The 23,903-nt window shown below is 67.8% G+C and carries 18 protein-coding genes; 10 read left to right on the top strand and 8 right to left on the bottom strand.

The window, feature by feature from the left end:
• Window positions 1-4 precede the first annotated feature (4 nt).
• The 3 genes from creD to creB all read right to left on the bottom strand — a co-directional run bounded on the left by creD (window position 5) and on the right by creB (window position 3,595).
• A complete protein-coding gene (gene creD / locus LZ605_RS09590; RefSeq protein ID WP_249844627.1) occupies window positions 5-1,324 on the bottom strand; it encodes a cell envelope integrity protein CreD in 1,320 nt (439 codons plus the stop codon).
• Window positions 1,325-1,405: 81 nt separating this feature from the next.
• Window positions 1,406-2,866, bottom strand: coding sequence for a two-component system sensor histidine kinase CreC (gene creC, locus LZ605_RS09595; RefSeq protein WP_249844628.1), 1,461 nt, complete (start codon window positions 2,864-2,866; stop codon window positions 1,406-1,408).
• A 3-nt stretch (window positions 2,867-2,869) separates the two neighbouring features.
• Window positions 2,870-3,595: a two-component system response regulator CreB gene (creB, locus tag LZ605_RS09600; protein WP_249844629.1), complete on the bottom strand. Its 726-nt coding sequence runs from the start codon at window positions 3,593-3,595 to the stop codon at window positions 2,870-2,872.
• A 35-nt stretch (window positions 3,596-3,630) separates the two neighbouring features.
• Between creB and LZ605_RS09605 the strand changes: the two genes are divergently transcribed.
• The 4 genes from LZ605_RS09605 (at window position 3,631) to LZ605_RS09620 (ending at window position 9,382) form a co-directional block, all read left to right on the top strand.
• Window positions 3,631-4,488, top strand: a complete 858-nt coding sequence (locus LZ605_RS09605) for a 23S rRNA (adenine(2030)-N(6))-methyltransferase RlmJ (RefSeq protein WP_249844630.1) — start codon at window positions 3,631-3,633, stop codon at window positions 4,486-4,488.
• A gap of 95 nt (window positions 4,489-4,583) precedes the next feature.
• Entirely contained in the window at window positions 4,584-5,129 is a 546-nt protein-coding gene (locus tag LZ605_RS09610) for a GNAT family N-acetyltransferase (protein WP_046987672.1), read from the top strand.
• Window positions 5,130-5,255: 126 nt separating this feature from the next.
• Complete coding sequence (gene mfd, locus LZ605_RS09615; RefSeq protein ID WP_249844631.1) at window positions 5,256-8,720, top strand: transcription-repair coupling factor; 3,465 nt, start codon at window positions 5,256-5,258, stop codon at window positions 8,718-8,720.
• 44 nt (window positions 8,721-8,764) lie between these two features.
• Window positions 8,765-9,382, top strand: coding sequence for an HD-GYP domain-containing protein (locus LZ605_RS09620; RefSeq protein WP_249844632.1), 618 nt, complete (start codon window positions 8,765-8,767; stop codon window positions 9,380-9,382).
• Between the two features lie 184 nt (window positions 9,383-9,566).
• On the opposite strand, the gene LZ605_RS09625 is transcribed toward LZ605_RS09620, so the two are convergent.
• Both LZ605_RS09625 and gpmA read right to left on the bottom strand, forming a co-directional pair.
• Window positions 9,567-11,660 (bottom strand): M13 family metallopeptidase, encoded by a 2,094-nt coding sequence (locus tag LZ605_RS09625; RefSeq protein WP_249844633.1) that lies wholly within the window; start codon window positions 11,658-11,660, stop codon window positions 9,567-9,569.
• 212 nt (window positions 11,661-11,872) lie between these two features.
• Window positions 11,873-12,622, bottom strand: coding sequence for a 2,3-diphosphoglycerate-dependent phosphoglycerate mutase (gene gpmA, locus LZ605_RS09630; protein ID WP_249844634.1), 750 nt, complete (start codon window positions 12,620-12,622; stop codon window positions 11,873-11,875).
• A 94-nt stretch (window positions 12,623-12,716) separates the two neighbouring features.
• Between gpmA and nfi the strand changes: the two genes are divergently transcribed.
• Entirely contained in the window at window positions 12,717-13,391 is a 675-nt protein-coding gene (nfi, locus tag LZ605_RS09635; RefSeq protein ID WP_249844635.1) for a deoxyribonuclease V, read from the top strand.
• Window positions 13,392-13,574: 183 nt separating this feature from the next.
• Here the strand turns inward: nfi and LZ605_RS09640 are convergent, their stop codons facing one another.
• Window positions 13,575-14,555 carry a cation diffusion facilitator family transporter gene (locus LZ605_RS09640; RefSeq protein WP_249844636.1) on the bottom strand — a complete coding sequence of 327 codons (981 nt, stop codon included), beginning with the start codon at window positions 14,553-14,555 and terminating at the stop codon, window positions 13,575-13,577.
• A 140-nt stretch (window positions 14,556-14,695) separates the two neighbouring features.
• On the bottom strand, window positions 14,696-16,945 hold the full coding sequence (locus LZ605_RS09645; protein WP_249844637.1) for a TonB-dependent siderophore receptor: 2,250 nt from the start codon (window positions 16,943-16,945) through the stop codon (window positions 14,696-14,698).
• Between the two features lie 286 nt (window positions 16,946-17,231).
• Here LZ605_RS09645 and LZ605_RS09650 point away from each other — a divergent pair, with 286 nt between their 5' ends.
• Window positions 17,232-18,647, top strand: a complete 1,416-nt coding sequence (locus LZ605_RS09650) for a GGDEF domain-containing protein (RefSeq protein WP_249844638.1) — start codon at window positions 17,232-17,234, stop codon at window positions 18,645-18,647.
• Between the two features lie 113 nt (window positions 18,648-18,760).
• Here LZ605_RS09650 and LZ605_RS09655 read toward each other — a convergent pair whose 3' ends face one another.
• Complete coding sequence (locus LZ605_RS09655) at window positions 18,761-19,966, bottom strand: MFS transporter (RefSeq protein ID WP_249844639.1); 1,206 nt, start codon at window positions 19,964-19,966, stop codon at window positions 18,761-18,763.
• A gap of 78 nt (window positions 19,967-20,044) precedes the next feature.
• Between LZ605_RS09655 and LZ605_RS09660 the strand changes: the two genes are divergently transcribed.
• The 4 genes from LZ605_RS09660 (at window position 20,045) to LZ605_RS09675 (ending at window position 23,880) form a co-directional block, all read left to right on the top strand.
• Entirely contained in the window at window positions 20,045-20,494 is a 450-nt protein-coding gene (locus LZ605_RS09660; RefSeq protein ID WP_249844640.1) for a winged helix-turn-helix transcriptional regulator, read from the top strand.
• Window positions 20,495-20,567: 73 nt separating this feature from the next.
• Entirely contained in the window at window positions 20,568-21,692 is a 1,125-nt protein-coding gene (locus LZ605_RS09665; RefSeq protein ID WP_249844641.1) for a metallophosphoesterase, read from the top strand.
• 128 nt (window positions 21,693-21,820) lie between these two features.
• A complete protein-coding gene (locus LZ605_RS09670; RefSeq protein WP_249844642.1) occupies window positions 21,821-22,504 on the top strand; it encodes a response regulator in 684 nt (227 codons plus the stop codon).
• Window positions 22,501-23,880: a sensor histidine kinase gene (locus tag LZ605_RS09675; protein WP_249844643.1), complete on the top strand. Its 1,380-nt coding sequence runs from the start codon at window positions 22,501-22,503 to the stop codon at window positions 23,878-23,880. The genes LZ605_RS09670 and LZ605_RS09675 overlap by 4 nt, the downstream gene beginning before the upstream one ends.
• The last annotated feature ends 23 nt before the right edge of the window (window positions 23,881-23,903 follow it).

A 23,903-nucleotide genomic window follows, 5' to 3' on the forward strand; every position in this document is an offset into this window, starting at 1 on the left:
CTCCTTACTTCGGTTCCGCGCCGAGCGCGTACCAGTCGACCCGGCGGGTCACCCACATCGCCAGCGCCAGGATCACGAACAGCAGCAGCGAACCCATCAGCAACGCGTTGTTCTCCGACACCAGCAACCCATACAGCGCGCCGTACAGCACGGTCAGCAGCGCAGCAAAGCCGAGACCGCGCTTCCAGTGGCCCAGCACGTTGGCCAGGTACACCGCCTGCAGACCGATGCAGGCCACGGCCGAGACCAGGTAGGCCTTCCAGAACGCGATGTGCTCGGACAGGCTGATCAGCAGCAGGAAGAAGATCGCCAGTGCCAGGCCCACCATCAGGTACTGCAGCGGATGGATGCGCAGCGACTTGATCAGCTCGAACAGGATGAAGCCGACGAAGGTGAGCAGCACGAACAGCACGCCATACTTGGAAGCGCGGTCGGCCTGGGTGTAGGTATCGACCGGATCGACCAGCGACACCGTCACCGCCTGCGAATCGATGGCCCCCTCGCTACGCAGCTGGCGCTGGGCATCGGACGCCAGCGAAGACACCGCCCAGCGTGCATCGAAGCCCTGCGCATCGACGCGGCGCTCGTTGGGCAGGAACGCGCCGCTGAACGACGGGTGCGGCCAGCTCGAGCGCAGCGCGATGCGGGTGTCATCGCCAACCGGCACCACCGACAGCATGCGGCTGCCATCCAGGCGCAGTTCCAGCTCCACCGAACTGCCTGCCAGGGTGCCGCCCTGGTTCGCGGCGAAACCGGCCACCGGCGCATGCAGGCCACGGCCGACTTCGCTGGCTGCGCCGACGCCGGGCAGCAGACGCACCTGCTTGCCATCCACACGCAGGTTGGGCGTGCCCACCAGCCCGCGCACATCGGAGATACCCAGTGCCACGTAGGGTTGACCGTAGGCACGGCCAGCCTTCAGCGGATAGTCGTCGGCGGCGAAGGTCGCCTTCAACTGGCCATTCCAGCTGTACACCGGCACCTTGAACAGGCCGACTTCACGCTGGCTCGGCAGCATCTCGCCCCCCACTTCCAGCGACGCCGGCATCTGCAGCCAGTGGCCTTCGGTGACCTGCTCTTCGGTCTTCTTGTTGCCCTTGGCGTCAACCACTTCAACCTGCTGGCGTTCCACCCACGGCACTACCCGCACCGGCCCGACCAGCTGCTGCGCACCGGCACGGCTGTCGGCCACCCGCGCGAAGGCTTCGTCGCGGTACTGGCTGCGCTCGCTGATGACCCCGCGGATCATCGTCAGCGGAATCAACAGCAGCAGGATCAGCCCGCCGACAATGGCGAACCGCAGCAGCATCTTCAGGGATTTCATGGTCCATCCTCGTTGGAGAGGGCTGCAGGATGGACCGCTGCAGTGAGCAGGGTTTGTGGCGAAGTTGAAGCGAGTGTGAAGTCAGCGCCGCGGGCGCTGGCCCGTCGCGCCCAGTGGCAGCCACAGGCTGGCCACGCTACCGCCACCGTCGCGGGCATCGACACTGGCGCGGCCGTCGTGCAGGCGCGCGACTTCCTGCACGAACGGCAGGCCCAGACCGGAACTGCGCCGGCCGCTGCCGGGGCGGGCCAGCGAATAGAAGCGCTCGAACACCCGTTCGCGCGCATAGTCGGGAATGCCGGCGCCACGGTCGGCCACCTGCAGGCGCACGCCCTGCCCCTCCCCGTCAGCCTGCAGCGCCACCTCTGCACCGGCGGGTGAGAACGCAATCGCGTTGTCGATCAGGTTGTGCAATGCCTGCCGCAGCAGATAGGCATCGCCCTGCACGGCCAGCTCGGGCACGCTTCCGATGCGGACCTGCACGCCGGCCGCCTGCGCGCGCACCTGCGCCGCCGCGGCCGCATCGGCCAGCAACGCCGGCAGCGCGATCGGGTCGCGGGTCTGCAACCAGCCGTGCTGCTCCACTTCGGCCAGCGCCAGCAGCTTGTCGATGGTCTCGGTCAGCCGCTCCTGCTGGTCGACAATGCTGCGCGCGAAGTGCAGGCGATCGGCCTCCGGCAGCGGCTCCTGCAGCAGCTCGGCGGCACCGCGGATCGCCGCCAGCGGGCTCTTCATCTCATGCGTCAGCGACTGCACGTACTGCTCGACGTAGGCCTTGCCTTCCAGCTTGCGGCGCATCGTTTCCAGCGCCTGACCCAGGTCGCCGATCTCGTCGCGGCGGCGCCGTGGCGGTGGCACCGGTTCGCCGGCGGTGACCGCACGTGCATAGCGGCTGAGCTGACCCAGGCCGGTGGTCAGCCACATCGTCACCAGCACCCCGACCAGCGCCGACAACCCGATCAGCCACACACCACGTTCGATGATGGCGCGCTGGCTGGCGGCGATGAACGGATCGATGCTGCGGTTGGGCTGGGCCAGGCTGAGCACGCCGATCAGTGTGCGTCCATCGGCCGGGTCGTACACCGGGGCGGCCACGTGCATCACCGTATTGCCCTCCTCACCCGGCGTTTCCGGGCTGGAACGGGCGCCATATTCACCGCGCAGGGTGCGGTAGACATCATTCCAGCGCGAATTGTCACGGCCCAGGTCGCGGCCCAGCGAATCATAGATGACGATGCCCCTGGCATCGGTGATGGTCACCCGGTAATCCAGCGAGCGCTTCGGGAACCGCCAGACCATCGCTTTCAGGTCGCGCTGGCGTGCCTTGGCCAGGTTGCGGGTGAAGCTGCCGCTGCGGATGGTGCCGGCCTTGACGTCGGCGGCGGCCATCTCGGCCAGCACGTTGGCGGCATCGACCAGGGTCGATTCCATCGCCTGGCGTACACCGGGCTTCACTTCGTTGACGAACACGCGCATCACGAAGAACGCGGCGATGCCGGTGATCAGGAAGAAGCCGAGGAACAGCTTCAGCACCAGGCGCATCGGCTACACCTCCAGCGCGTAGCCGAGGCCACGGTGGGTGCGGATCGGATCGTTGCTGGCCCCGGCCGCGCGCAGCTTGGCGCGCAGCGTCTTTACGTGCGTATCGACGGTGCGGTCAGCGCTGTCGGCACCACTGTCCCAGCCCCGGTCCATCAGCTGGGCACGGCTGAGGATGGCACCCGGGCGCTGCAGCAACGCCTCCAGCAATGCGTATTCGTAGCGGGTCAGGTCCAGTGGGTGGCCATCGAAGCGGATGCGCCGGCCTTCGCGATCGATGGAGAACGCACCCTGTTCCTGCCAACCGGCGTCGGCACTGGCCACGGCCGCAACCGGCAGCACACGGCGCAGGCGTGCCCGCACCCGCGCCACCAGCTCGCGCGGCGAGAACGGCTTGGTCATGTAATCGTCGGCGCCCAGCTCCAGGCCAAGCACGCGGTCCACTTCATCATTGCGCGCGGTCAGGAAGATCACCGGCAGCTGCGCCGCCGGCCCGGGTTGGGCACGCAGCCGGCGGCAGACCTCGAAGCCGCCCAGGTCGGGCAGCCCGACGTCCAGCACCACCACGTCGATATCCCCGGCCTGCAGCCGCAGCAGGGCCTCACCGCCCAGCAGGCAATGGCTGGCGGCGTAGCCTTCGCTGCGCAGCGCATAGAGCACGGTTTCGGCGATGGCGGTTTCGTCCTCGACCACCAGGACATGGGCAACGGGCGCTGTCATGGCGCGCAGCATAGCCGCTGCGGCCGCCGCCCCGTACACTGCCGCCCATGAACTATCGCCACGCCTTCCATGCCGGCAACCACGCCGATGTGCTCAAGCACATCGTGCAGCTGGCCCTGATTGACAGCTTCAAGCGCAAGGACAGCCCGTTCTTCGTGCTCGACACTCACGGCGGTGCCGGCCGCTATCTGCTGGCCAGCGAAGAGAGCCGCAAGACCCTGGAGGCCGAGTCCGGAATCATGCGGCTGATGGCCCAGCCCAAGCTGCCGGAGGTGGTCGAGCGCTACCTGAAGGCAGTTCAGGCCGGCAATCCGGTGGGGACGATGACCACCTACCCGGGTTCGCCGCTGCTGAGCGCACAGGCGATGCGCGCACAGGACCGCATGGCCGTGTGCGAGCTGCAGGAGGCCGAAACCGCCTCGCTGAAGGCGCTGTTCGCGCATGACAGCCGGGTCGGCGTGCATCCCGGCGATGGCTACGCGCTGCTGCGTTCGCTGCTGCCGCCGAAGTTCAACGGCAGCAAGATCGGCCGCGGCCTGGTGCTGATCGACCCGCCCTACGAGGCCCAGGATGCCGAGTACCAGGCCGTCCTGGCCGCCCTGGCCGAGACCCTGGCACGCTGGCCGCAGGCCACCTGCGCGGTCTGGTTCCCGATCAAGCAGCGCCGCACCATCCTGCATTTCCTGCGCAAGGCCACCGCCCTGCCGGTGAAGTCGGCGATGACGATCGAGTTCCTGGTGCGCCCGGACGATTCGCCGCTGCGCCTGAACGGCAGTGGCATGCTGCTGCTCAACCCGCCCTGGCAGTTCGACCGGGTGGTCGGCCCGGCCCTGCCGGCGCTGCGCCAGCACCTGGGTGAACCCGGTGCCAGCACCCGCCTGGATTGGCTCAAAGCGCCCGAATAACGGCCTTCACGAGGCTGTACCGCCGTGAGCCTTTCGTTCACGGAATGCAGCCCCGGTGATGCCACAATCGATGGACCACCAAGGAATCACCCGGTATGGCCACTCGCAACCGCATGCCGCCCTGGCATGAGATCTTCAAGGCTCCCAGCGGCCACGAGCTGCTGATCCGCCCCATCCGCCCGGAAGATGGCGCACCGCTGCAAGCGGCGTTCAGCCTGTTCGGGCCGGAAGAAATCCGTGACCGTTTCCTGCAGGCGGTGACCGAGCTGTCACCGGAAACCACCCAGCGCCTGACCCACCCGAATCCGAAGACCGAGATCACCCTGGTCGCGGCCGAGTCCCTGCCCGCTGGCGAAGCCGTGGTCGGCGCGGTCGCCCGGGCCTCGATCATCCCCGGCACCCGTGAGGCCGAGTACGCGATCCTGATCAGCCGCTTCCTGATCGGCCAGGGCCTGGGCCGGCAGCTGATGCGCAAGCTGGTGAAGTGGGCCCGCGGCAAGTATCTGGACCGCCTGTACGGCGACGTTGCCGCCGAGAACGAGCCGATGAAGCAGCTGGCCGCCTCGCTGGGCTTCAAGCCGGTACCGCACCCGACCGGGGCCGAGGGCCTGGTGCGGATGGTGCTGGAGCTGGACAACTGACGGTAGCGCCGGGCAATGCCCGGCGACGTTGATTCAACCGCTGCGCTCGCCGGGCTTGGCCCGGCGCTCCCCCGCTCACGTCGCGATCATTGGCCGGGCGGGGGCTTCTGCTAAAATCCGCGGTCAATGTCGCGTACTTCATACCCCGCCCCGCCGCTGCCGCGTGCCGGCCAGCTCCGCGCCTGGTGGCGCGCCCCGGCCTCGCCGACTGCACTGGCCTGGTATCTGGCCCAGGCCGCGCGCGCCCACGATGCCCCGCTGCTGGTGATCGCGCGTGACAACCACGGCGCCAACCAGCTCGAAGCCGACCTGCATACCCTGCTCGGCGGCGACCCGGCCCTGCCGGTAGTGGCTTTCCCGGACTGGGAAACCCTGCCCTACGACCGCTTCAGCCCGCATCCGGACATCATTTCGCAGCGTCTGGCGGCCCTGCACCGCCTGCCCGCGCTGAAGCGCGGGCTGGTGATCGTGCCGGTGCAGACCCTGCTGCAGCAGCTGGCCCCGCGCAGCTACGTGATCGGTGGCAGCTTCGACCTGAAGGTTGGCCAGCGCCTGGACCTGGAGGCCGAGAAGCGCCGCCTGGAAAGCGCCGGCTACCGCAACGTGCCGCAGGTGATGGACCCGGGCGACTTCGCCGTGCGCGGCGGTCTGCTCGATGTGTTCCCGATGGGTGCCGACGCACCGCTGCGGGTGGAACTGCTGGACGAGGACATCGACTCGATCCGAGCCTTCGACCCGGAAAGCCAGCGCTCGCTGGACAAGGTCGAAGCGGTGCACATGCTGCCGGGCCGCGAAGTGCCGATGGACGAGGCCAGCATCGCCCGCGTGCTGGCGACGCTGCGCGAGCGCTTCGACGTGGACACCCGGCGCAGTGCGCTGTACCAGGATCTGAAGTCCGGGCTGGCTCCGGCCGGCGTGGAGTACTACCTGCCGCTGTTCTTCGAACGCACCGCAACCCTGTTCGACTACCTGCCCGACGGCAGCCTGCCGGTGGTGTGCGCCGGTGCCGGCGAAGCCGCCGAAACATTCTGGGCGCAGACCGGTGAGCGCTACGAACAGCGCCGCCACGATGTGGAGCGGCCGCTGCTGCCGCCGTCGGCGCTGTACCTTTCACCGGATCTGCTGCGTGAACGGCTCAACGATGCCCCGCGCATCGAGGTCTGGTCCGCCGACCACGCCCGCATCGGCGATGCCCACGCACTGGGCGATCAGCCGCTGCCACCGCTGCCGGTCGCCGCCCGCGAGGCACCCGCCGGCGATGCGCTGAAGTCGTTCCTTGGCCATTACCCCGGCCGGGTGCTGATCGCCGCCGATTCGCCGGGTCGCCGCGAGGCCCTGCTGGAAGTGCTGCAGGCCGCCGGACTGAAGCCACCGGTGGTGGCCGACCTGCCCGCCTTCCTCGCCAGCGATGCGCGCTTTGCGATCGCGGTGGCACCACTGGAGGATGGCTTCGCGCTGGACGATCCGCGCATCGCGGTACTCACCGAGCGCCAGCTGTTCCCCGAGCGCGCCGGCAGCACACGCCGCACGCGCCGTGCCGGCCGCGAGCCGGAAGCGATCATCCGCGATCTGGGTGAACTGACCGAGGGCGCGCCGATCGTGCACGAGGACCATGGCGTCGGCCGCTACCGTGGCCTGATCGCGATGGACGTCGGCGGCATGCCCGGCGAATTCCTGGAAATCGAGTACGCCAAGGGCGACCGCCTGTATGTGCCGGTGGCCCAGCTGCACCTGATCAGCCGCTACTCCGGCGCCTCGGCGGAAACCGCGCCGCTGCATTCGCTCGGTGGCGAGCAATGGAGCAAGGCCAAGCGCAAGGCCGCCGAGAAGGTACGCGACGTCGCCGCCGAACTGCTGGAGATCCAGGCGCGCCGCCAGGCGCGTGCCGGCCTGGCACTGCAGGTGGACCGCGCCATGTACGAACCGTTCGCGGCCGGCTTCCCGTTCGAGGAAACCCCGGACCAGCTGGCCGCGATCGAGGCCACACTGCGCGACCTGGCCAGCAGCCAGCCGATGGACCGCGTGGTCTGCGGTGACGTCGGCTTCGGCAAGACCGAAGTGGCCGTGCGTGCCGCCTTTGCTGCCGCCAGCGCCGGCAAGCAGGTGGCGGTGCTGGTGCCGACCACGCTGCTGGCCGAACAGCATTTCCGCAACTTCCGCGACCGCTTCGCCGACTATCCGATGAAGGTCGAGGTGCTGTCGCGCTTCAAGACCAGCAAGGAAATCAAGGCCGAACTGGAGAAGGTCGCCGCCGGCACCATCGACGTCATCGTCGGTACCCACCGCCTGCTGCAGCCGGACGTGAAGTTCAAGGACCTGGGCATGGTCATCGTCGACGAGGAACAGCGTTTCGGCGTGCGCCAGAAGGAAGCGCTGAAGGCGCTGCGCGCCAACGTGCACCTGCTGACCCTGACCGCCACGCCGATTCCGCGCACGCTCAACATGGCCATGGCCGGGCTGCGCGACCTGTCGATCATCGCCACCCCGCCGCCCAACCGGCTGGCGGTGCAGACCTTCATCACCCAGTGGGACAACGCGCTGCTGCGCGAAGCCTTCCAGCGTGAACTGTCACGTGGTGGCCAGCTGTACTTCCTGCACAACGACGTGGAGAGCATCGGCCGCATGCAGCGCGAGCTGTCCGAGCTGGTGCCCGAAGCGCGCATCGGCATCGCCCATGGCCAGATGCCGGAACGCGAGCTGGAAAAGGTGATGCTGGATTTCCAGAAGCAGCGCTTCAACGTGCTGCTGTCGACCACGATCATCGAATCGGGCATCGACATCCCCAACGCCAACACCATCATCATCAACCGCGCCGACCGCTTCGGCCTGGCCCAGCTGCACCAGCTGCGCGGCCGCGTCGGCCGTTCGCACCACCGCGCCTACGCCTACCTGGTCGCCCCTGACCGCCGTTCGATCACCCCGGATGCGGAAAAGCGCCTGGAAGCGATCGCCTCGATGGACGAACTCGGTGCCGGCTTCACCCTGGCCACGCACGATCTGGAGATTCGCGGTGCCGGTGAACTGCTCGGCGAAGACCAGAGCGGGCAGATGGCCGAGGTCGGCTTCAGCCTGTACACCGAGCTGCTCGAACGCGCGGTGCGCAGCATCAAGCAGGGCAAGCTGCCCGACCTGGATGCCGGTGAGGAAGTACGCGGCGCCGAGGTGGAGCTGCATGTGCCGGCGCTGATTCCGGAAGACTACCTGCCGGACGTGCACACCCGCCTGACCCTCTACAAGCGTATTTCCAGCGCGCGCGACAGCGATGCGCTGCGCGAGCTGCAGGTGGAGATGATCGACCGCTTCGGCCTGCTGCCGGATGCGGCCAAGCACCTGTTCGCCATCGCCGAGCTGAAGCTCAACGCCAGCAGGCTGGGTATCCGCAAGCTGGATCTGGGCGAGAACGGTGGCCGCATCGTATTCGAGTCCAAGCCGGACATCGACCCGATGGCGGTGATCCAGCTGATCCAGAAACAACCCAATCTCTACGCCATGGAAGGGCCGGACAAGCTGCGGATCAAGCACCCGCTGCCGTTGCCGGAAGACCGCTTCAACGCGGCCCGCGCCCTTCTGACCACCCTCGCCCCGGGTTGATCGCCCCCGAATACCCCGCACCGGCCCCCACCCGGTGCGGGCGGATGACCATGTTTCCTGACGCCGTACCCGCCCCCGACCTGCTGCACGCGCAGGCCTGCCTGATCGATGCCCTCTCGATGTCGCTGCAGATGCGCGACGCCTACACCCGCCACCACTGCGACCGCGTCGGCCTGCTCGCGCAGCGCCTGGCCGCGCACTGCGATCTCGACAGCGACGCATGCGAACAGATCGGCCTGGCTGCGCGCTTCCACGACATCGGCAAGATCGGCATTCCCGACGAGGTGCTGCTGGCCCCGCGCCGGCACACCGACGAAGAGCGCGCGATCATGCGTGAGCATCCGGTACGGGGCGAGCATATCTTCCTGGCCACCGGCCGCAGTGATGCCGCACCGGTCGCGCAGCTGATCCGCGCCCACCACGAGGCGTTCGATGGCAGCGGCTATCCCGATGGGCTGCGCGGTGAATCCATTCCCCTGGGCGCGCGCATCGTCACCATCGCCGACGCCTACGATGCGATGACCAGCGTGCGTCCCTACCGTGCGGCGATGGCGCGCGAGACCGCGCTGGGCATCATCGATGCGCAGTCCGGCGGGCTGGTGGATCCGTATGTGCTGCAGCGATTCCATCGGATGCTGGCGCTGGAACCAGCGCTGGCGTGATCGCCGGCGGCGGGCATGAACCGACGTGCCGAGCAACGCACCTGTAGAGTCGACCGCGGGTCGACTGCCCTTCGGCCAGACCGCGAACATTCCGCCGACTCTACCGGTCCGATGCCATCGGCGCCGACAAACAAAAGGCCCGGCGAACGCCGGGCCTTCTGCATCACGTTTCACGTGCGATCGATTACCAGATCACCACGCGCTTGTCGTCGGCACGCACCATCGCATCGCCAGCCTTGCACTGGAACGCTGCGGCGAACGACGGCATGTTCGACGGCGCACCGTTGGCACGGAAGTTGGCCGGGGCGTGCGGATCGGTGTTCAGACGCACGCGCAGCTCACCGTCGGTGAAGTTGCGGCGCCACACGGTGGCCCAGTTCATGAAGAAGCGCTGGTCCTGGCTGTGGCCATCGACGTCCACGTTGGCCTTGGGGTCTTCCTTCAGCGCCATCTGCAGCGCGTCGTAGGCCACGGTCAGGCCGCCCAGGTCGCCGATATTCTCGCCCAGGGTCAGCTTGCCCTTCACGAACACGCCCGGCACCGACTCGTAGCCGTCGAACTGCGCCACCAGCTGGTCGGTGCGTTCGGTGAAGGCCTTGCGGTCGGCGTCGGTCCACCAGTTGTCGAAGTTGCCGTTGGCGGCGAACTGGCTGCCCGAATCGTCATAGCCGTGCATCATCTCGTGGCCGATGACCGCACCGATGCCGCCGTAGTTCAGCGCCGGGTCGGCCTTGGCGTCGAAGAACGGCGCCTGCAGGATCGCCGCCGGGAACACGATCTCGTTCTTGGTGGCGTTGTAGTAGGCGTTGACGGTCTGCGGGGTCATGCCCCATTCGGTCTTGTCCACCGGCTTGCCGATCTTGTCCAGCATGTAGCGGTAGTTGAACGCGCGCGCGGCCTGCATGTTGCCCAGGTAGCTGTCGCCGTTGGTCTGCAGGCCCGCCCAGTCACGCCACTTGTCCGGGTAACCGATCTTCGGGGTGAAGCTGGCCCACTTTTCCAGTGCCTTCTTCCTGGTCTCTTCGCCCATCCACGGCAGCTGCTCCAGGCGCGCCTTCAGCGCCTGCGACAGGTTCTCCACCAGATGCTGCATGGCGACCTTGGATTCGGCCGGGAACACGGCGTCGACATACAGCTGGCCCAGCGCTTCACCCATGCCGCCATTGACCGACTCCAGCACGCGCTTCCAGCGCGGCTGCATTTCCTTCTGGCCACGCAGGGTGGTGCCGTAGAAATCGAAGTTGGCCTTCTCGAACTGGCTGCTCAGGTACGGCGAAGCATCGTCGATGGTGTGGAAACGCAGGTAGGCCTGCCAGGTGCTGGCCGGCACATCGGCCAGCATCTTGTCCATTTCACCGAAGAAGCCCGGCTGGGCCAGCGAGAACTTCTGCGCGGCCGGCACCTTCAGGGTGTCAAACAACGCGGTCCAGCTGAAGTTCGGGGTCAGCTTGTCGGCGTCGGCGGCGCTGAGCGGGTTGTAGCGCTTGGCCGGATCACGCATTTCGATGCGCGACATCGAGGCCTTGGCCAGGCGGGTTTCGAAGGCCATCACGGCCTTGGCCTGCTCGGCGGCCTGTGCCGCGTCCACGCCGGACAGGGTCAGCACCTGTGCGATGTAGGCCACGTAGGCGTCGCGGATCTTGGCCTGCGCATCGTCGAAGTAATAGCCCTTCTCCGGCAGGCCGAGGCCGCCCTGGCCGACGTAGGCGATGACGTTGGCCGAATCCTTGTAGTCGGCATTGGCGAACAGCGAGAACAGCACGCCCTTGCCCTCGGCCTGGCTGTCGCGCAGGTACTGGGTGATGGCGGCGGTATCGTTCAGCGCGGTGATCTTGTCCAGCTGCGGCTGCAGCGGCGCCAGGCCGGCGGCTTCGATCCTGGCCTCGTCGTTGCCGGTCTTCCAGATGTCACCGATCTTGGCTTCCACCGAGCCGGCCTTGGCCTGGCTGGCCGCCGCCTGCTGCACCAGCGTGTGCTGCACTTCCAGCGAGCGCTCGCGCAGGATCTCGAAGCTGCCCCAGGTGGTCTGGTCGCCCGGCACCGGGTTGGCCTTCAGCCACTTGCTGTTGACGAAGCCATTGAGGTCGGTACAGGCCGAGATGGCCGGATCCAGGTCGGCGCTGTTGAGCGAGATCAGCGGGGTCTTGATCTGCGACAGGTCGAAGGCCGGCTTGGCATCAGCGCTGGCGGCCGGCGCGGTTTCATTCTTGCCACAGGCGGCCAGCGAGGCGGCGATGGCGATCGTCAGGCCCAACGGGACCAGGTTGCGGACGTTCATGAGGCTCTCCTGCGGGTAATTTCACAGGGTAGCCGGGAAGTCCCTGCGCGGGGACCAGCCAAAGGTCACAGGGGCGAGCCTCTTGTAGAGTCGAGCCATGCTCGAGTGCTGTTGGCCTGTTGCCGCAGGGTCATGAAACTGGAACGGAGAGCAGTCGAGCGTGGGCTCGACTCTACAAAAGAGAAGGCCGGCTTGCGCCGGCCTTCTGCTTCTTACTTCGCCTTGCCCTGGTTGGCCACGGCTTCGGCGGCCTTGCGCGCCGCTTCCGGGTCACCCAGGTAGCGGAACGACTGCACGGTCAGGTCGTCGTTCAGTTCGAACAGCAGCGGAATGCCGGTCGGGATGTTCAGCTCGAGGATCTCCTCGCGCGAGACGTTGTTGAGGTACTTGTACAGCGCGCGCAGCGAGTTGCCGTGGGCGGTGACCAGCACGGTCTTGCCGTCCTTCAACTGCGGCGCGATGGCGTCGTGCCAGTACGGCAGCACGCGGTCCAGGGTGGTGGCCAGCGATTCGGTGCCCGGCAGAGCGTTGCGGTCCAGACCGGCGTAGCGGCGGTCATGGATCGGGTGGCCCGGATCGTCCAGCTCCATCGGCGGCGGCGGAATGTCGTACGAACGGCGCCACACCTTGACCTGCTCTTCGCCATGCTTGGCGGCGGTCTCGGCCTTGTCCAGGCCCTGCAGGCCGCCGTAGTGGCGCTCGTTGAGGCGCCAGGACTTGTTCACCGGCAGCCAGTCCTGCTCCAGCTCGGCCAGCGCCCCCTGCAGGGTGTGGATGGCGCGCTTGAGCACCGAAGTGTGGGCGACGTCGAACTGCAGGCCTTCCTCGCGCATCAGGCGGCCGGCGGCGGCCGCTTCCCGGCGCCCCTGCTCGGTCAGGTCGACATCGACCCAGCCGGTGAAGCGATTGTCCAGGTTCCACTGGCTCTGGCCATGGCGCAACAGTACGAGTTTACGGGTCACTGCAGGGTCTCCAACGCGAGGAAAGGCAGGCCGCCATTGTAGCCCCGGCCGCCGCTCACCGTGCCGTGGCGTTGCCCATGCCATGCTCTTGCCAATGAATACGGTGATCGACCCAGGGCGCTGGGAAGGCAGCGTCGCTGCTGCCCGCGCGCAACAACTGCAACTGGCCGCCCGCGTGGAGCGCCAGGACCGCCTGCCCCGCACCGTGCGCTGGCTGGCCGGGCTGGATGTCGGCTTCGAGGACAACGGTGCCACCACACGCGCTGCGGCGGTGCTGCTGGATGCGACGTCGCTGCAGCCCGTAGCGCAGGAAATCGCGCGCATTCCCACGGTGATGCCGTACATCCCCGGCCTGCTCAGCTTCCGCGAACTGCCGGCACTGCTGGCCGCGCTCGCGCTGCTGCCGCGCGTGCCGGACCTGGTGTTCGTCGATGGCCACGGCATCAGCCATCCGCGCCGGTTGGGCGTGGCCGCGCACCTGGGCGTGGTCACCGACCTGCCCAGCATCGGCGTGGCCAAGTCGAAACTGGTGGGGCGCTTCGTCGAGCCGGGCACCGAGGCCGGCGCGCATGCACCGCTGCTGGACGGCGATGAACAACTGGGCTGGGTGTTGCGCAGCAAGCTGCGGTGCAAGCCGCTGTTCGTGGCCGGCGGCCATCGGGTCAGTGCCGATACCGCGCTGGACTGGGTGCGGCGCACGCTGCGTGGCTATCGCCTGCCGGAGCCGACCCGGTTGGCGGACCGGCTGGCGTCCCGACGGGACGAATGACCTTCGCTGCTGTGGACGAATGCAGCCTGCGCGGTCGCGTCGGGACGATTGGGTAGAGTCGACTGTCGCGCGCAGCGCGCGCTTTGTCGCAGCCTCGCGGGAGAGCAGTCGACCAACAGTCGATTCTACCAAGGCTGTTTCGCCCGGCCGGATTCACCCGATCCGCATGACGGCATATCCCGTTCAACGATGCACGTGACCGCGATGCCCTTGTGCGTCTTCGCCATGATCATGATCTTCATGGCCCTCGTGCTCGCCGCCCTTCACCGGTGCCGGCTCACCGCAGGCTTCGCCGCAATGGTCGGCCTCGATCTGCAACGTCACATGCTCGATACCGAAATCATCATGCAGGCGCCCCCCCAACTCACGGCGCAGCGCATCGGCGTCGGTGCCGTCACGCATCACGATGTGCGCGGTCAGCGCCGGCGTGCTGGAGGCCAGCGCCCACACGTGCAGGTCATGCACGTCCATCACCGCCGCATGGCCGGACAGGCTGTCGCGCACCTTGGCCACGTCCATGCCCTTGGGCACGCCCTCCAGCAGCACGTTGATCGCCTCGCGCATCAGCACGTAGGTGCGCGGCAATACCCACAGACCGATCAGTACCGCCAGGATCGGGTCGATCGGCTTCCAGCCGGTCAGCTGGATCAGGATGGCGCCGGCGATCACCGCCACCGAGCCCAGCATGTCGGCCCACACTTCCAGGTACGCGCCCTTCACGTTGAGGCTCTCGCCACTGCCGGCCTGCAGCAGGCGCATCGAGATCAGATTGATGACCAGGCCGGCGGCGGCAATGACCAGCATGCCGGTGGAGGCGATCTCCTGCGGTTGGCGGAAACGTCCAACCGCTTCCAACAGGATGTAGGCCGCGACCACGAACAGCATCGCGCCGTTGATCATGGCGCCCAGTGCTTCCAGGCGTGCATAGCCATAGGTACGCCGTGCATCCGGCGGGCGCCGGCTCAGCCGCACCGCCACCAGCGCGATCATCAAGGCCAGCGCGTCGGTGGCCATGTGTGCCGCGTCGGACAGCAGCGCCAGGCTGTTGGTCCAGAACGCGCCCACCACTTCGACGACGAGGAAGGTGGACGTCAGGCCAAGCGCCCACCACAGAGGTTTCTCGTGGCGGATCTGGGATGGCAGGTGATCGTGGTCGTGGCCCATGGCAACAGCTCCTTTGCGATGGAGGCAGGCTACGCTGGCGGTCGTGGGGAAACTATCACGGTGTTTATAACATTGCAGAACCGGCAACCTGCCGAGCCCGCCGGGCAGGGCCCGGCGAGCGGAGCGACACCTGCGTGCGCTCAGAACCCGAAGCGCAGGCTGGCCCAGTAAGCACGGCCCGGTTCGTTGTAGGTCGCCGCACCGGCATCGCTGCTGTTGGCCTCGCGGAACAGGCGCTTGTCGGCCAGGTTGTTCACGCCAAAGCCGAAGCTGACCGTTTCGGTCACCTTGTAGCGCGCGCTCACGCCCCAGATGTTGTAGGCGCCACGGTCCTGCAGCGCCACCGACGGATCGCACGTACCGGTGCAGCGCGGGTCGTTGTTGATGTTGGTGGTGGCCGGTTCCTGCCTGCCATAGAACGTGCCGGTCAGCAGCAGCGACAACTTGTCGGTGGCCTGCCAGTCCAGCATGGTGTTGATCGTGTACTTCGGGATCACCGACAACGGCTGGCGCGTGGTCTTGTTCTCGTTCTCGACCATGTAGGTGAAGTTGTTGCTCCACTTCAGGCGGCTGCCCTGCTCGCCCAGCAGCGGAATCACCAGGTTGCCTTCCAGCCCCTGCACGATCGCCTTCGGCGCGTTCTCCCAGCGGAAGATGCGGCCGCGGCCATCGGCGGTCAGACCGATCTGGTCGTAGCCGGCCTGGATCTTGTCCTTGTAGTCGTTGTGGAAGTAGGTCAACGACGCCTGCCAGCCGCTCTGCGGCGCCCACTCGATGCCCAGCTCCTTGTTCAGGCTGGTTTCCGCCTTCAGGTCGGCATTGCCGCGCATGTAGCAGCCTGCACCCAGGCTCGGCAGTGCATTCGGGCAGCCGTTGCCGCGGGTGTAGTACAGGTAGTCCGGATTGGACTGGTACAGGTTCGGTGCCTTGAATGCACGCGCGATGCCGCCCTTCACCACCCAGTCGCCGTTGATGCGGAACTGCGCATTGAGGCTGGGGCTGGTGTTGTTGCCGAACTGGCTGTGGTGGTCGAAGCGCAGGCCCGGGGTAACGATCCAGCGCTCGCCAAGGTAGATGTTGTCTTCTACGAACACCGCGGTGGTCTGCGCATCGGCCTTGCCGCGCGCGCGGTCGGCTGACAGCCCGGGGAAGCCACCACCGCTGCTGCTGGACTGGCTCATCGAGTACGGGTCGGTCAAACGACTGTCGAGGTATTCAAAGCCCAGCGTCCAGACATTCTCGGCGCCGCCCAGCGTGGTCGGGAAACTCACTTCGCCATCGAGCTGGTAGTTGCGCAGGCGTGAGGTCGACCAGTCGCTGCCGTTGAAGCTGCCTTCCGGGCCACCGGCCAGGCCTTCGTTGATGCGCGAATTGTTCACCGCTTCCACCGCAGCGGTCAGCCGCGAGGTGACATCGCCCCAGCGGCCGCGATGGGTGATCGCGCCGGTGTTGCGGTACATCCGGTTGGTCTCGGCCTCGCCCTCGGCCAGCGCCGCCAGGTCAACCCCGGTGGAGGTACCGGTGGTGCTGACCGCGCGGTCGCCGGCGTAGATGTTGCCCTGGCGGCTTGTACCGGCTTCGAACTCGACCACCTGGTTGGAGGTCACGTCCCAGCGCAGCAGCGCGTTGACGTCACGGTTCTTGACGCCCTCGCGGCCGGCCGGCGGCACTGCGCTCGGGTTGGTGGCGTACTGGCGGTTGAGGTCCAGCGAGTCGGCGTCGGTCTTGTTGAGGTTGCCGTACAGGCGGAACGACAGCGTATCGGTCATCGGCCCACTCAGCTGCAGGCCGACGCGCTCACTGCCGCCTTCAGCGCTGTGCTCGGGCACCAGGCCGTACAGGTCGACCGCACCGGTCAGGTCGCCGGTCGGGCGCTTGGTGATGATGTTGACCACGCCGCCCGAGGCACCGGAACCGTAGCGAGCCGCGGCCGGGCCGCGCAGCACTTCGATGCGCTCGATCATCTCTGCCGGCACCCAGTTGGTGTCGCCGCGCGTGTTGCGCTCGCCGCTGCGGCCCATGCGTACTGCATCGCGGGCGCCAATGCGCTTGCCGTCAACCAGGATCAGGGTATTTTCCGGGCCCATGCCACGCAGGTCGATCTGGCGGTTGTTGCCGTACTGGCCGGAAGCGCTGTTGCCGGTCAGGTTGACGCCAGGCATGGTGCGCAGCAGCTCGGCGATGTCATTGGCCGGCGGCCGCCTGGCGATGTCCTCGGCGGTGATGGTCGAGGTACCCAGCGCCTGACGTGCGATCTGCGAGGCGGTGACATGCACCGTATCGATATCGGTGGCATCGGTCTCGGCGCGGGCGGACAGGGCGCTGCCGGCCAGCAGCGCAGCAACGGCGAGCGCCAGCGGGCGCGGCGAAAGGACAACGGCAGGGGACATGTTCTGGACCTTCTGGCAGGGCAACGGGGCCTCTGGCGAAGGGCTTGAGGCAACGACGAGGGGGAGGTGGAACCGTGCCGCAGGCCTCTGCGGCAAGGTTCGCTGTGCACATTCTCCCACCAATGCGAGTGATTCTCAAATGCGTTCGCTCATTGCAGCAGCCGCCGCGCTGTGCTTTGCGCACCGGGCATCCCTGCATCGCGCTTAAACTGGCCGGCTCATCGCCATCAATCGCGCGCCACCGCGGCCGATATCCGTGGTTTGCCGTACGCAGTCAGAGATCGACGTGGAAACACCCCAACTGGACGACGCCAGCCAGCCGCTGGCCGAGGCGTGGCAACACTGCCTGCAGCAGGCCGGGCCGGCAGCCACCGCGCTGCTGCGCGATGCCTCCGCCGATGCACCACCGGCGCTGGCCCAGCGCTTCTATGAGGTGCTGCTGCAGGATGGTCGCGCGCGCCGCTTCCTGTCCCACGAGCAGGTCAAACAGCGCCTGCAGCCGGCCATGCAGCGCTGGCTGGTGCAGTTGCTGACCACCGATGCCGACGGCATCGCCAGCACGGTGGCCGCGCAGCGGGTGATCGGCGACGTGCATGCACGGGTCGGCATTCCGGTCGATCTGGTCACGCGCGGTGCGCGAGTGCTCAAGCACGAACTGTTCGTGCGCCTGCGCGACGATGCGCCGGACAGCGCCACCGCCTTCGCCGCCATCGACTGCCTCAGCGCGATCATGGACATCGCCATGGAAGGCATGACCCTGGCCTACACCCATGCGCGCGAGCGCTCCACCCGGGCCGATGCTGCCTACCGGCTGTTTTCACTGGTGCAGAATGTCAGCACCGAACGCGAGCGCCAGCGTGCACTGCTGCTGGACTGGGAAAACGCCCTGCTCTACGCGTTGGCCGGCCACGTGCAGGGTAGCGACAGTGCCAGCCTGGCCACCTCCGAATTCGGCCTGTGGTTCACCCACAAGGGCATTCCCAGCTTCGGCGAAAGCAGCGAGACCCAACAGGTCGGCCGCTTGATGGCGCGTATCGACACGTGCCTGCAGCACGCGGCGATGGATGCTCCCGCGCAGCGCTTGGCAGTGCTGCCGTCGATCCGTCAAGACCTGGCCAGCATCCGCACCCTGATGACGCTGCTGTTCGAGCGTATCGGCGAACTCGATGCCGGCAGCGACGCATTGACCAACCTGCTCAACCGCCGCTTCCTGCCCACCGTGCTGCGCCGGGAAATCGAGTTGGCCACGCGCAACCGCACGCCGTTCTCGTTGCTGCTGCTCGACCTGGACCACTTCAAGGCGATCAATGACGGCCATGGCCACGACGCCGGCGACCGCGCGTTGCAGCATGTGGCCGGCCTGCTCGGCCAGCTCACGCGCGGCAGTGACTACCTGTTCCGCTATGGCGGCGAAGAGTTCGTGGTGGTGCTGGTCGCGGCCAGCGAATCGCAGGCCGAGGTGATTGCCGAAAGCCTGCGGCGGCAGATTGCGCAGTCGCCGGTGGTCCTGGCCAACGGGCAGGTGCTGGAACTGACCGCCAGCATCGGCGTAGCCGGCCACGACGGGCACCCCGACTACGAACGCCTGATGTCGCGCGCCGATGCCGCGATGTACGCGGCCAAGCGCGGCGGCCGCAACCGTGTGGTGGTGGCCAGCGATGCGTTGCAGGACGCGCCGGGGCGGCGTGCATTGCAGCGCTGAACCGGCGGAAATGAAGAGTCCCGGCGATGGTAGCGTCGACTGCTGGTCGACTATCGCGCGCAGCGCGGGGGGTTCCGGGGTCCAAAGGAAGAGCAGTCGACCAGCGGTCGACTCTACCGGCAGCCGGCGCTGCCGGTTCGTGCGTCCGCCGATACCCTGAGCGCTGCCACCCACCACAGCAGCGCCACCAAGGCGATGCCCGCGCCCAGCAGGCACACCGTCGGCCAGCCGTGACGGGCCTGCATCCAGGTTCCGGCCGCCGCACCGGCACCGCTGCCCATCGCATAGAACAACATGTACAGCGCCACCAGGCGACCGTGCTGTTCCGCCGGTGCACGCAGCAGCAGGGCCTGATTGGCGACGTGCAGCGCCTGTCCGCCCAGATCCAGAACCACCACGCCCAGCAACAACAGCACCAGCGAACGCGGCAAGCCCAGCAGTGGCCACCAGGCAACCAGCATCAACGTCAGCGCACCGACGCTGACCCGATGCGCGAAGCCACGATCCATCCAATGCCCGACCCGCGCCGCCAGCAGCGCCCCCACCACGCCCGCCAGGCCCAGTGCACCGATGGCCGCGGTCGACCAGTGCAACGGCGGAGCCGACAGCGGCAGCGGTACCGCCGCCCAGAACACATTGAGCCCGGCAAACAGCAACAGCGCCAACGGACCGCGCTCACGCAGGGTCCGGTCGTTGCGCAGCATGCCCAGCATCGAATCCAGCAGTTCGCGCCAGCGCGGGGGAACCACCGGCACCGGCACGGCGGGCAGGCGCTGCCACAACAGCACCGCCAAGGCCACCATCACCATCGCCGACAGCAGATAGACCGCGCGCCAGCCCAGCGCAGACGCGACTGCCCCCGATAGCACACGCGCGAGCAGCAGGCCGATGAACACCCCACCCTGCACGGTGCCCACCACGCGCCCCCGCTGCTCGGGCGGTGCCAGCGTGGCTGTGTAGGCGATCAGCCCTTGGGTCAGCGCCGTGCCCAGCAAGCCGGCCAGCAGCATGCCCGACAACAACCAGGCCGCCGTGCCTGACGCAGCAAGCCACAGCAACGCCAGCACCAGTGCCACCAGCTGAAACCGCAGCAGGCGTCGACGGTCACCACGATCGGCCAGCGGCAGCAGGCCCAGCAGCGCCAGCACGCTGCCGGCCTGGGTGGCAGACACCACCGCACCCGCCACCGCCCGGTCCAGCGCGAAGGCGTGCGCGAGCTGCTCCAGCAGCGGCTGCGCATAGTAGACGTTGGCGACGCTGGCGCCGGCGGCGACCGCGAGCAGGACCAGCAGGGAGCGGGGTATCGGGGCGAGACTCATCATGTAGTTTCAATTTGAAACTTGATGCAGGCTAGCGGCATCGGTTTTAAACTGCAACCACCTTCTGCGGAACCTGCCATGCACGCCGACAGCCCCTGCCCCGTCGCCCGCAGTGCCGACCTGCTCGGTGACCGCTGGGCGTTGCTGGTGATCCGCGATGCCTTCGATGGCATCACCCGCTTCGGCGACTTCCAGCGCAGCCTCGGCGCCGCGCGCAACATCCTCAGCGACCGCCTGCGCCGGCTGGTCGAGGCGGGCATCCTGCAGCTGCAGCCGGCCTCCGATGGTTCGGCCTACCAGCAATACGTGCTCACCGCCGCCGGCCAGGAGCTGTTCCCGCTGCTGGTCGCGCTGCGCCAGTGGGGCGAACGGCATCGCTTCGCTGCCGGTGAGGCTCATTCGCAGCTGATCGAATCGAGCACGCGCCGTCCGCTGCCCTACATGCAGCCGCGTGGGCGCGGCGGCCAACCTCTGCAGGCGGCGGCCACCCGCGTGCGCAAGCTCAAGGACGAGGGGCGTGATATCTGATCCGCCCGTTCGCGCACACCGTGCTACGGCCGGGCCGGGTAGCATCGGCGCTTTCCGCCGCTGGATGCCGCCGATGTCGCGCTATCGCCGTTCGCTGTTGATCGCCCTTTTGCCCCTGCTGGCCTGTGCTGCTGGAGCCACGCAGGCCCGCGAGGTCGCCGCGCCCGCTGACCATGTACAGGCCGATGGCCCGTACGTGTTCCGCGACGGCCAGCAGCTGAAGGCGAAATGGATCTGCGCGGACAAGGTCGAGTCGCGCGCGCTGCCGATCAACGCGACGGGCACCGATATCGCGCCGCGCTGCGGCTACGAACACACCTTGCATGTCGCAGCACCAAATGCACCGTCGGTCTCCGTGCTACCGGCGGTACCGCGCATCGTTGCCCTGTCCGATATCCACGGGCAGTACGGCCTGCTGGTACGCCTGCTGCGCGCCAACAAGGTGATCGATGCGCAGGACCGCTGGGCGCTGGGCACCGACACCCTGGTCATCGCCGGCGATGTGTTCGACCGCGGCCCGCAGGTCACCGAAGCGTTCTGGCTGCTGTACGGCCTGCAGCAGCAGGCGGCCGCTGCCGGTGGCGCGGTGCACTTCGTGCTGGGCAACCACGAGACCATGGTGCTGTACGACGACCTGCGCTACGTCAATCCGAAGTACCTGCGCAGCGCCCAGCTGCTCGGCCGCAGCTACCCGCAGCTGTATGGCGCCGATTCGGTGATCGGCCAGTGGCTGCGCACGCGGCCGGTGCTGCTGAAGATCGGCGACACGCTGTTCCTGCACGGCGGCATCTCACCCGAGGCGGTGGAACTGGCACTGGACCCGGCGCGCACCAACGCGGCCTACCAGGCCACGCTGGGCCTACCCAAGGCCGAGGTGAAGGCCGACCCGGCCACCGCGCCGCTGTATGACGGCAAGACCAGCCCGATCTGGTACCGCGGCTACTTCGATGGCCGCCTCGACACCGCAGGGGTACAGAGCGTGCTCGACCGCCTGCAGCTCAAGCGCATCGTGGTCGGCCATACCTCGATGCCGCACGTCAGCAGCTTCCACGGCGACCGCGTGATCGCCATCGACAGCAGCATCAAGAATGGCGAGAACGGCGAACTGCTGTTCATCGAGAATGGCACGCTCAGCCGTGGCCTGCTGGACGGCTCGCGGGTCCCGTTGGCACAGGGTGAGCCCGGCCTGCAGGACTGAACGGCCGGATACCACGGGCGCGCCGGCCGGCGCCGTCACGCTCCCTCTTCACCCGGTTTGCCGCTACCCTCGGCAACCTGTAGGCCCGCCCCTGCCGGCGGGCCTGACCGTTACAGGAGCCCCTGCGCATGCGCGTACTGATTGCTGAAGACGACCCGGACATCGCCTCCGGCCTGTGCGCCTCGCTGCGCCGGCAGGGCCATGTAGTCGACCACGTCGACAACGGCGCGCATGCCGACGCCGCGCTGGGTTCAACCCAGTACGCCCTGCTGGTACTGGACCTGGGCCTGCCACAGCTGGACGGCCGCGATGTGCTGCAGCGCCTGCGCCAGCGCGGCGACGGCCTGGCCGTACTGGTGGTGACCGCACGTGATGGCCTGGCCGAACGCGTGCGCGTACTCGATCTGGGCGCCGACGATTACCTGGTCAAGCCATTCGCACTGGACGAATTCGAAGCGCGTGTGCGCGCACAGTTGCGCCGGGTCACCAGCAACGGCAACCCGGACCTGCGCATCGGCCGCCTGCGCCTGGACCTGGCCGGGCACCGGGTGTGGATCGACGACCAGTCGTTGGAACTGACCGCGCGCGAGTTTGGACTGCTGTCGGCGCTGGCGGTACGCGCCGAGCGCATCGTGTCGCGCGCGCAGCTGGTGGAAGCGCTGTGCGACTGGGGCCAGGACCTGACCGACAACGGCCTGGACATCGCCCTGCACCGCCTGCGCCGCAAGCTGCAGCCCGGCGGCATGGGCATCCGCACCGTGCGTGGGCTGGGCTACATGCTGGAAGACACGCAGGACGAAAATACGCCGTGATCAGCGGCCCGCCCAGCCTGCGCCGGCGCCTGCTCGCCTTCCTGGCGTTGCCGATGCTGGGCCTGCTCATCTTCAATACGGTGCTGGCCTACTACGTTGCGCTGGACTATTCCAACCGCATCCACGACCGCAACCTGGTCGACGACACCCACTCGTTCGCGCAGATGCTCAGCACCATGCCGGTGACCAGCGATCTGTCACCACAGGCGCGCTTCCTGATCGAGTACGACCCCGACGGCCACCGCTACTTCAATGTGGACAGCAGCCGCAAAGGCACGATCAGCGGCAACGCTGATTTCAGCCCGTATGCGCCGTCCCAGGACTGCACCGGCGTGCACCCGGCGTTGTACGACGGCATCCTCAATGGCCAGCAGGTGCGCATGGCCACGGTCTGCACGCAGGCGCTGAACGACCCGCAGGACCAGCTGGCGGTAACGGTGGCCGAGAGCATGGCTGATCGCCGCCAGCGCGCACGCGAAATCCTGATGATCATCATCCCGCTGATGACCATGCTGGCGCTGGGCACCGCCGCGCTGGTCTGGTTCGGCGTGACCTACGGCCTGCGCATCCTGACCCCGCTGAGGACCCGGCTGGCGCAGCGCCGGGGCGAACTGGCGCCGATCTCCGATGCCGACGTGCCGGAAGAAATCCAGCCGCTGATCAGCACCATCGACGATCTGTTCGCGCGCCAGGCGGAAATGATCACCCTGCAGAACCGTTTCATCGCCGATGCCGCCCACCAGCTGCGCTCGCCGCTGGCCGGCATGGCCCTGCATGTGGACCAGGCATTGGCGCATGGCGACCCGGACACGGTGCGTGAAGCGCTGCAGCACATCCGCCGGCTCAACCAGCGCACGGCCCGCGTCAGCACCCAGCTGCTGGCACTGAGCCGTGCGCAGACCGTGCCGGACACGGTGGAAGCACTGGATCTGTGCCAGCTGGTGCCGCAGTGGGTCGGCATGCGCGTGCCCGAAGCGATCCGCGACGGCATCGATCTGGGCTATCGCGGTGGTCCGCACCCGCTGCGCGTGCTCGGCAACGGCGCAATGCTGCAGGAGGCGCTGGACAACCTGATCGACAACGCCCTGCGCTATGCCGGTCGAGACGCCACCGTCACCGTGGGCGTGCACGCGCTGGATGACAATGATGTCGAGCTGTACGTGGAGGACAACGGCCCTGGCGTCGCCGACGACGTGATGCCGCGGCTGGGCGAGCGCTTCTTCCGTGCCCCCGGCACCACCGCCAGCGGCACCGGGCTGGGCCTGGCCATCGCCCACGAGGCGGTGGAGCACTTCGGCGGCCGCCTGAGCTTCCTCAACCGGCCCGGCGGGGGGCTGAAGGTAGCCATCACGCTGCCGCTGCTGAAGGCCCCCTGACCCGGCCCGGGGCGCTGAAAGGC

It is taken from the genome of Stenotrophomonas maltophilia (genome assembly GCF_023518235.1).
In the GTDB taxonomy this organism is placed as follows: domain Bacteria; phylum Pseudomonadota; class Gammaproteobacteria; order Xanthomonadales; family Xanthomonadaceae; genus Stenotrophomonas.

Bases quoted from the DNA above. Each gene is read 5' to 3' on its own strand.
- creD (WP_249844627.1), bottom strand. From the start codon at position 1,324: ATGAAATCCCTGAAGATGCTGCTGCGGTTCGCCATTGTCGGCGGGCTG.
- creC (WP_249844628.1), bottom strand. From the start codon at position 2,866: ATGCGCCTGGTGCTGAAGCTGTTCCTCGGCTTCTTCCTGATCACCGGC.
- creB (WP_249844629.1), bottom strand. From the start codon at position 3,595: ATGCTGCGCGCCATGACAGCGCCCGTTGCCCATGTCCTGGTGGTCGAG.
- LZ605_RS09605 (WP_249844630.1), top strand. From the start codon at position 3,631: ATGAACTATCGCCACGCCTTCCATGCCGGCAACCACGCCGATGTGCTC.
- LZ605_RS09610 (WP_046987672.1), top strand. From the start codon at position 4,584: ATGGCCACTCGCAACCGCATGCCGCCCTGGCATGAGATCTTCAAGGCT.
- mfd (WP_249844631.1), top strand. From the start codon at position 5,256: ATGTCGCGTACTTCATACCCCGCCCCGCCGCTGCCGCGTGCCGGCCAG.
- LZ605_RS09620 (WP_249844632.1), top strand. From the start codon at position 8,765: ATGACCATGTTTCCTGACGCCGTACCCGCCCCCGACCTGCTGCACGCG.
- LZ605_RS09625 (WP_249844633.1), bottom strand. From the start codon at position 11,660: ATGAACGTCCGCAACCTGGTCCCGTTGGGCCTGACGATCGCCATCGCC.
- nfi (WP_249844635.1), top strand. From the start codon at position 12,717: ATGAATACGGTGATCGACCCAGGGCGCTGGGAAGGCAGCGTCGCTGCT.
- LZ605_RS09640 (WP_249844636.1), bottom strand. From the start codon at position 14,555: ATGGGCCACGACCACGATCACCTGCCATCCCAGATCCGCCACGAGAAA.
- LZ605_RS09645 (WP_249844637.1), bottom strand. From the start codon at position 16,945: ATGTCCCCTGCCGTTGTCCTTTCGCCGCGCCCGCTGGCGCTCGCCGTT.
- LZ605_RS09655 (WP_249844639.1), bottom strand. From the start codon at position 19,966: ATGAGTCTCGCCCCGATACCCCGCTCCCTGCTGGTCCTGCTCGCGGTC.
- LZ605_RS09660 (WP_249844640.1), top strand. From the start codon at position 20,045: ATGCACGCCGACAGCCCCTGCCCCGTCGCCCGCAGTGCCGACCTGCTC.
- LZ605_RS09665 (WP_249844641.1), top strand. From the start codon at position 20,568: ATGTCGCGCTATCGCCGTTCGCTGTTGATCGCCCTTTTGCCCCTGCTG.
- LZ605_RS09670 (WP_249844642.1), top strand. From the start codon at position 21,821: ATGCGCGTACTGATTGCTGAAGACGACCCGGACATCGCCTCCGGCCTG.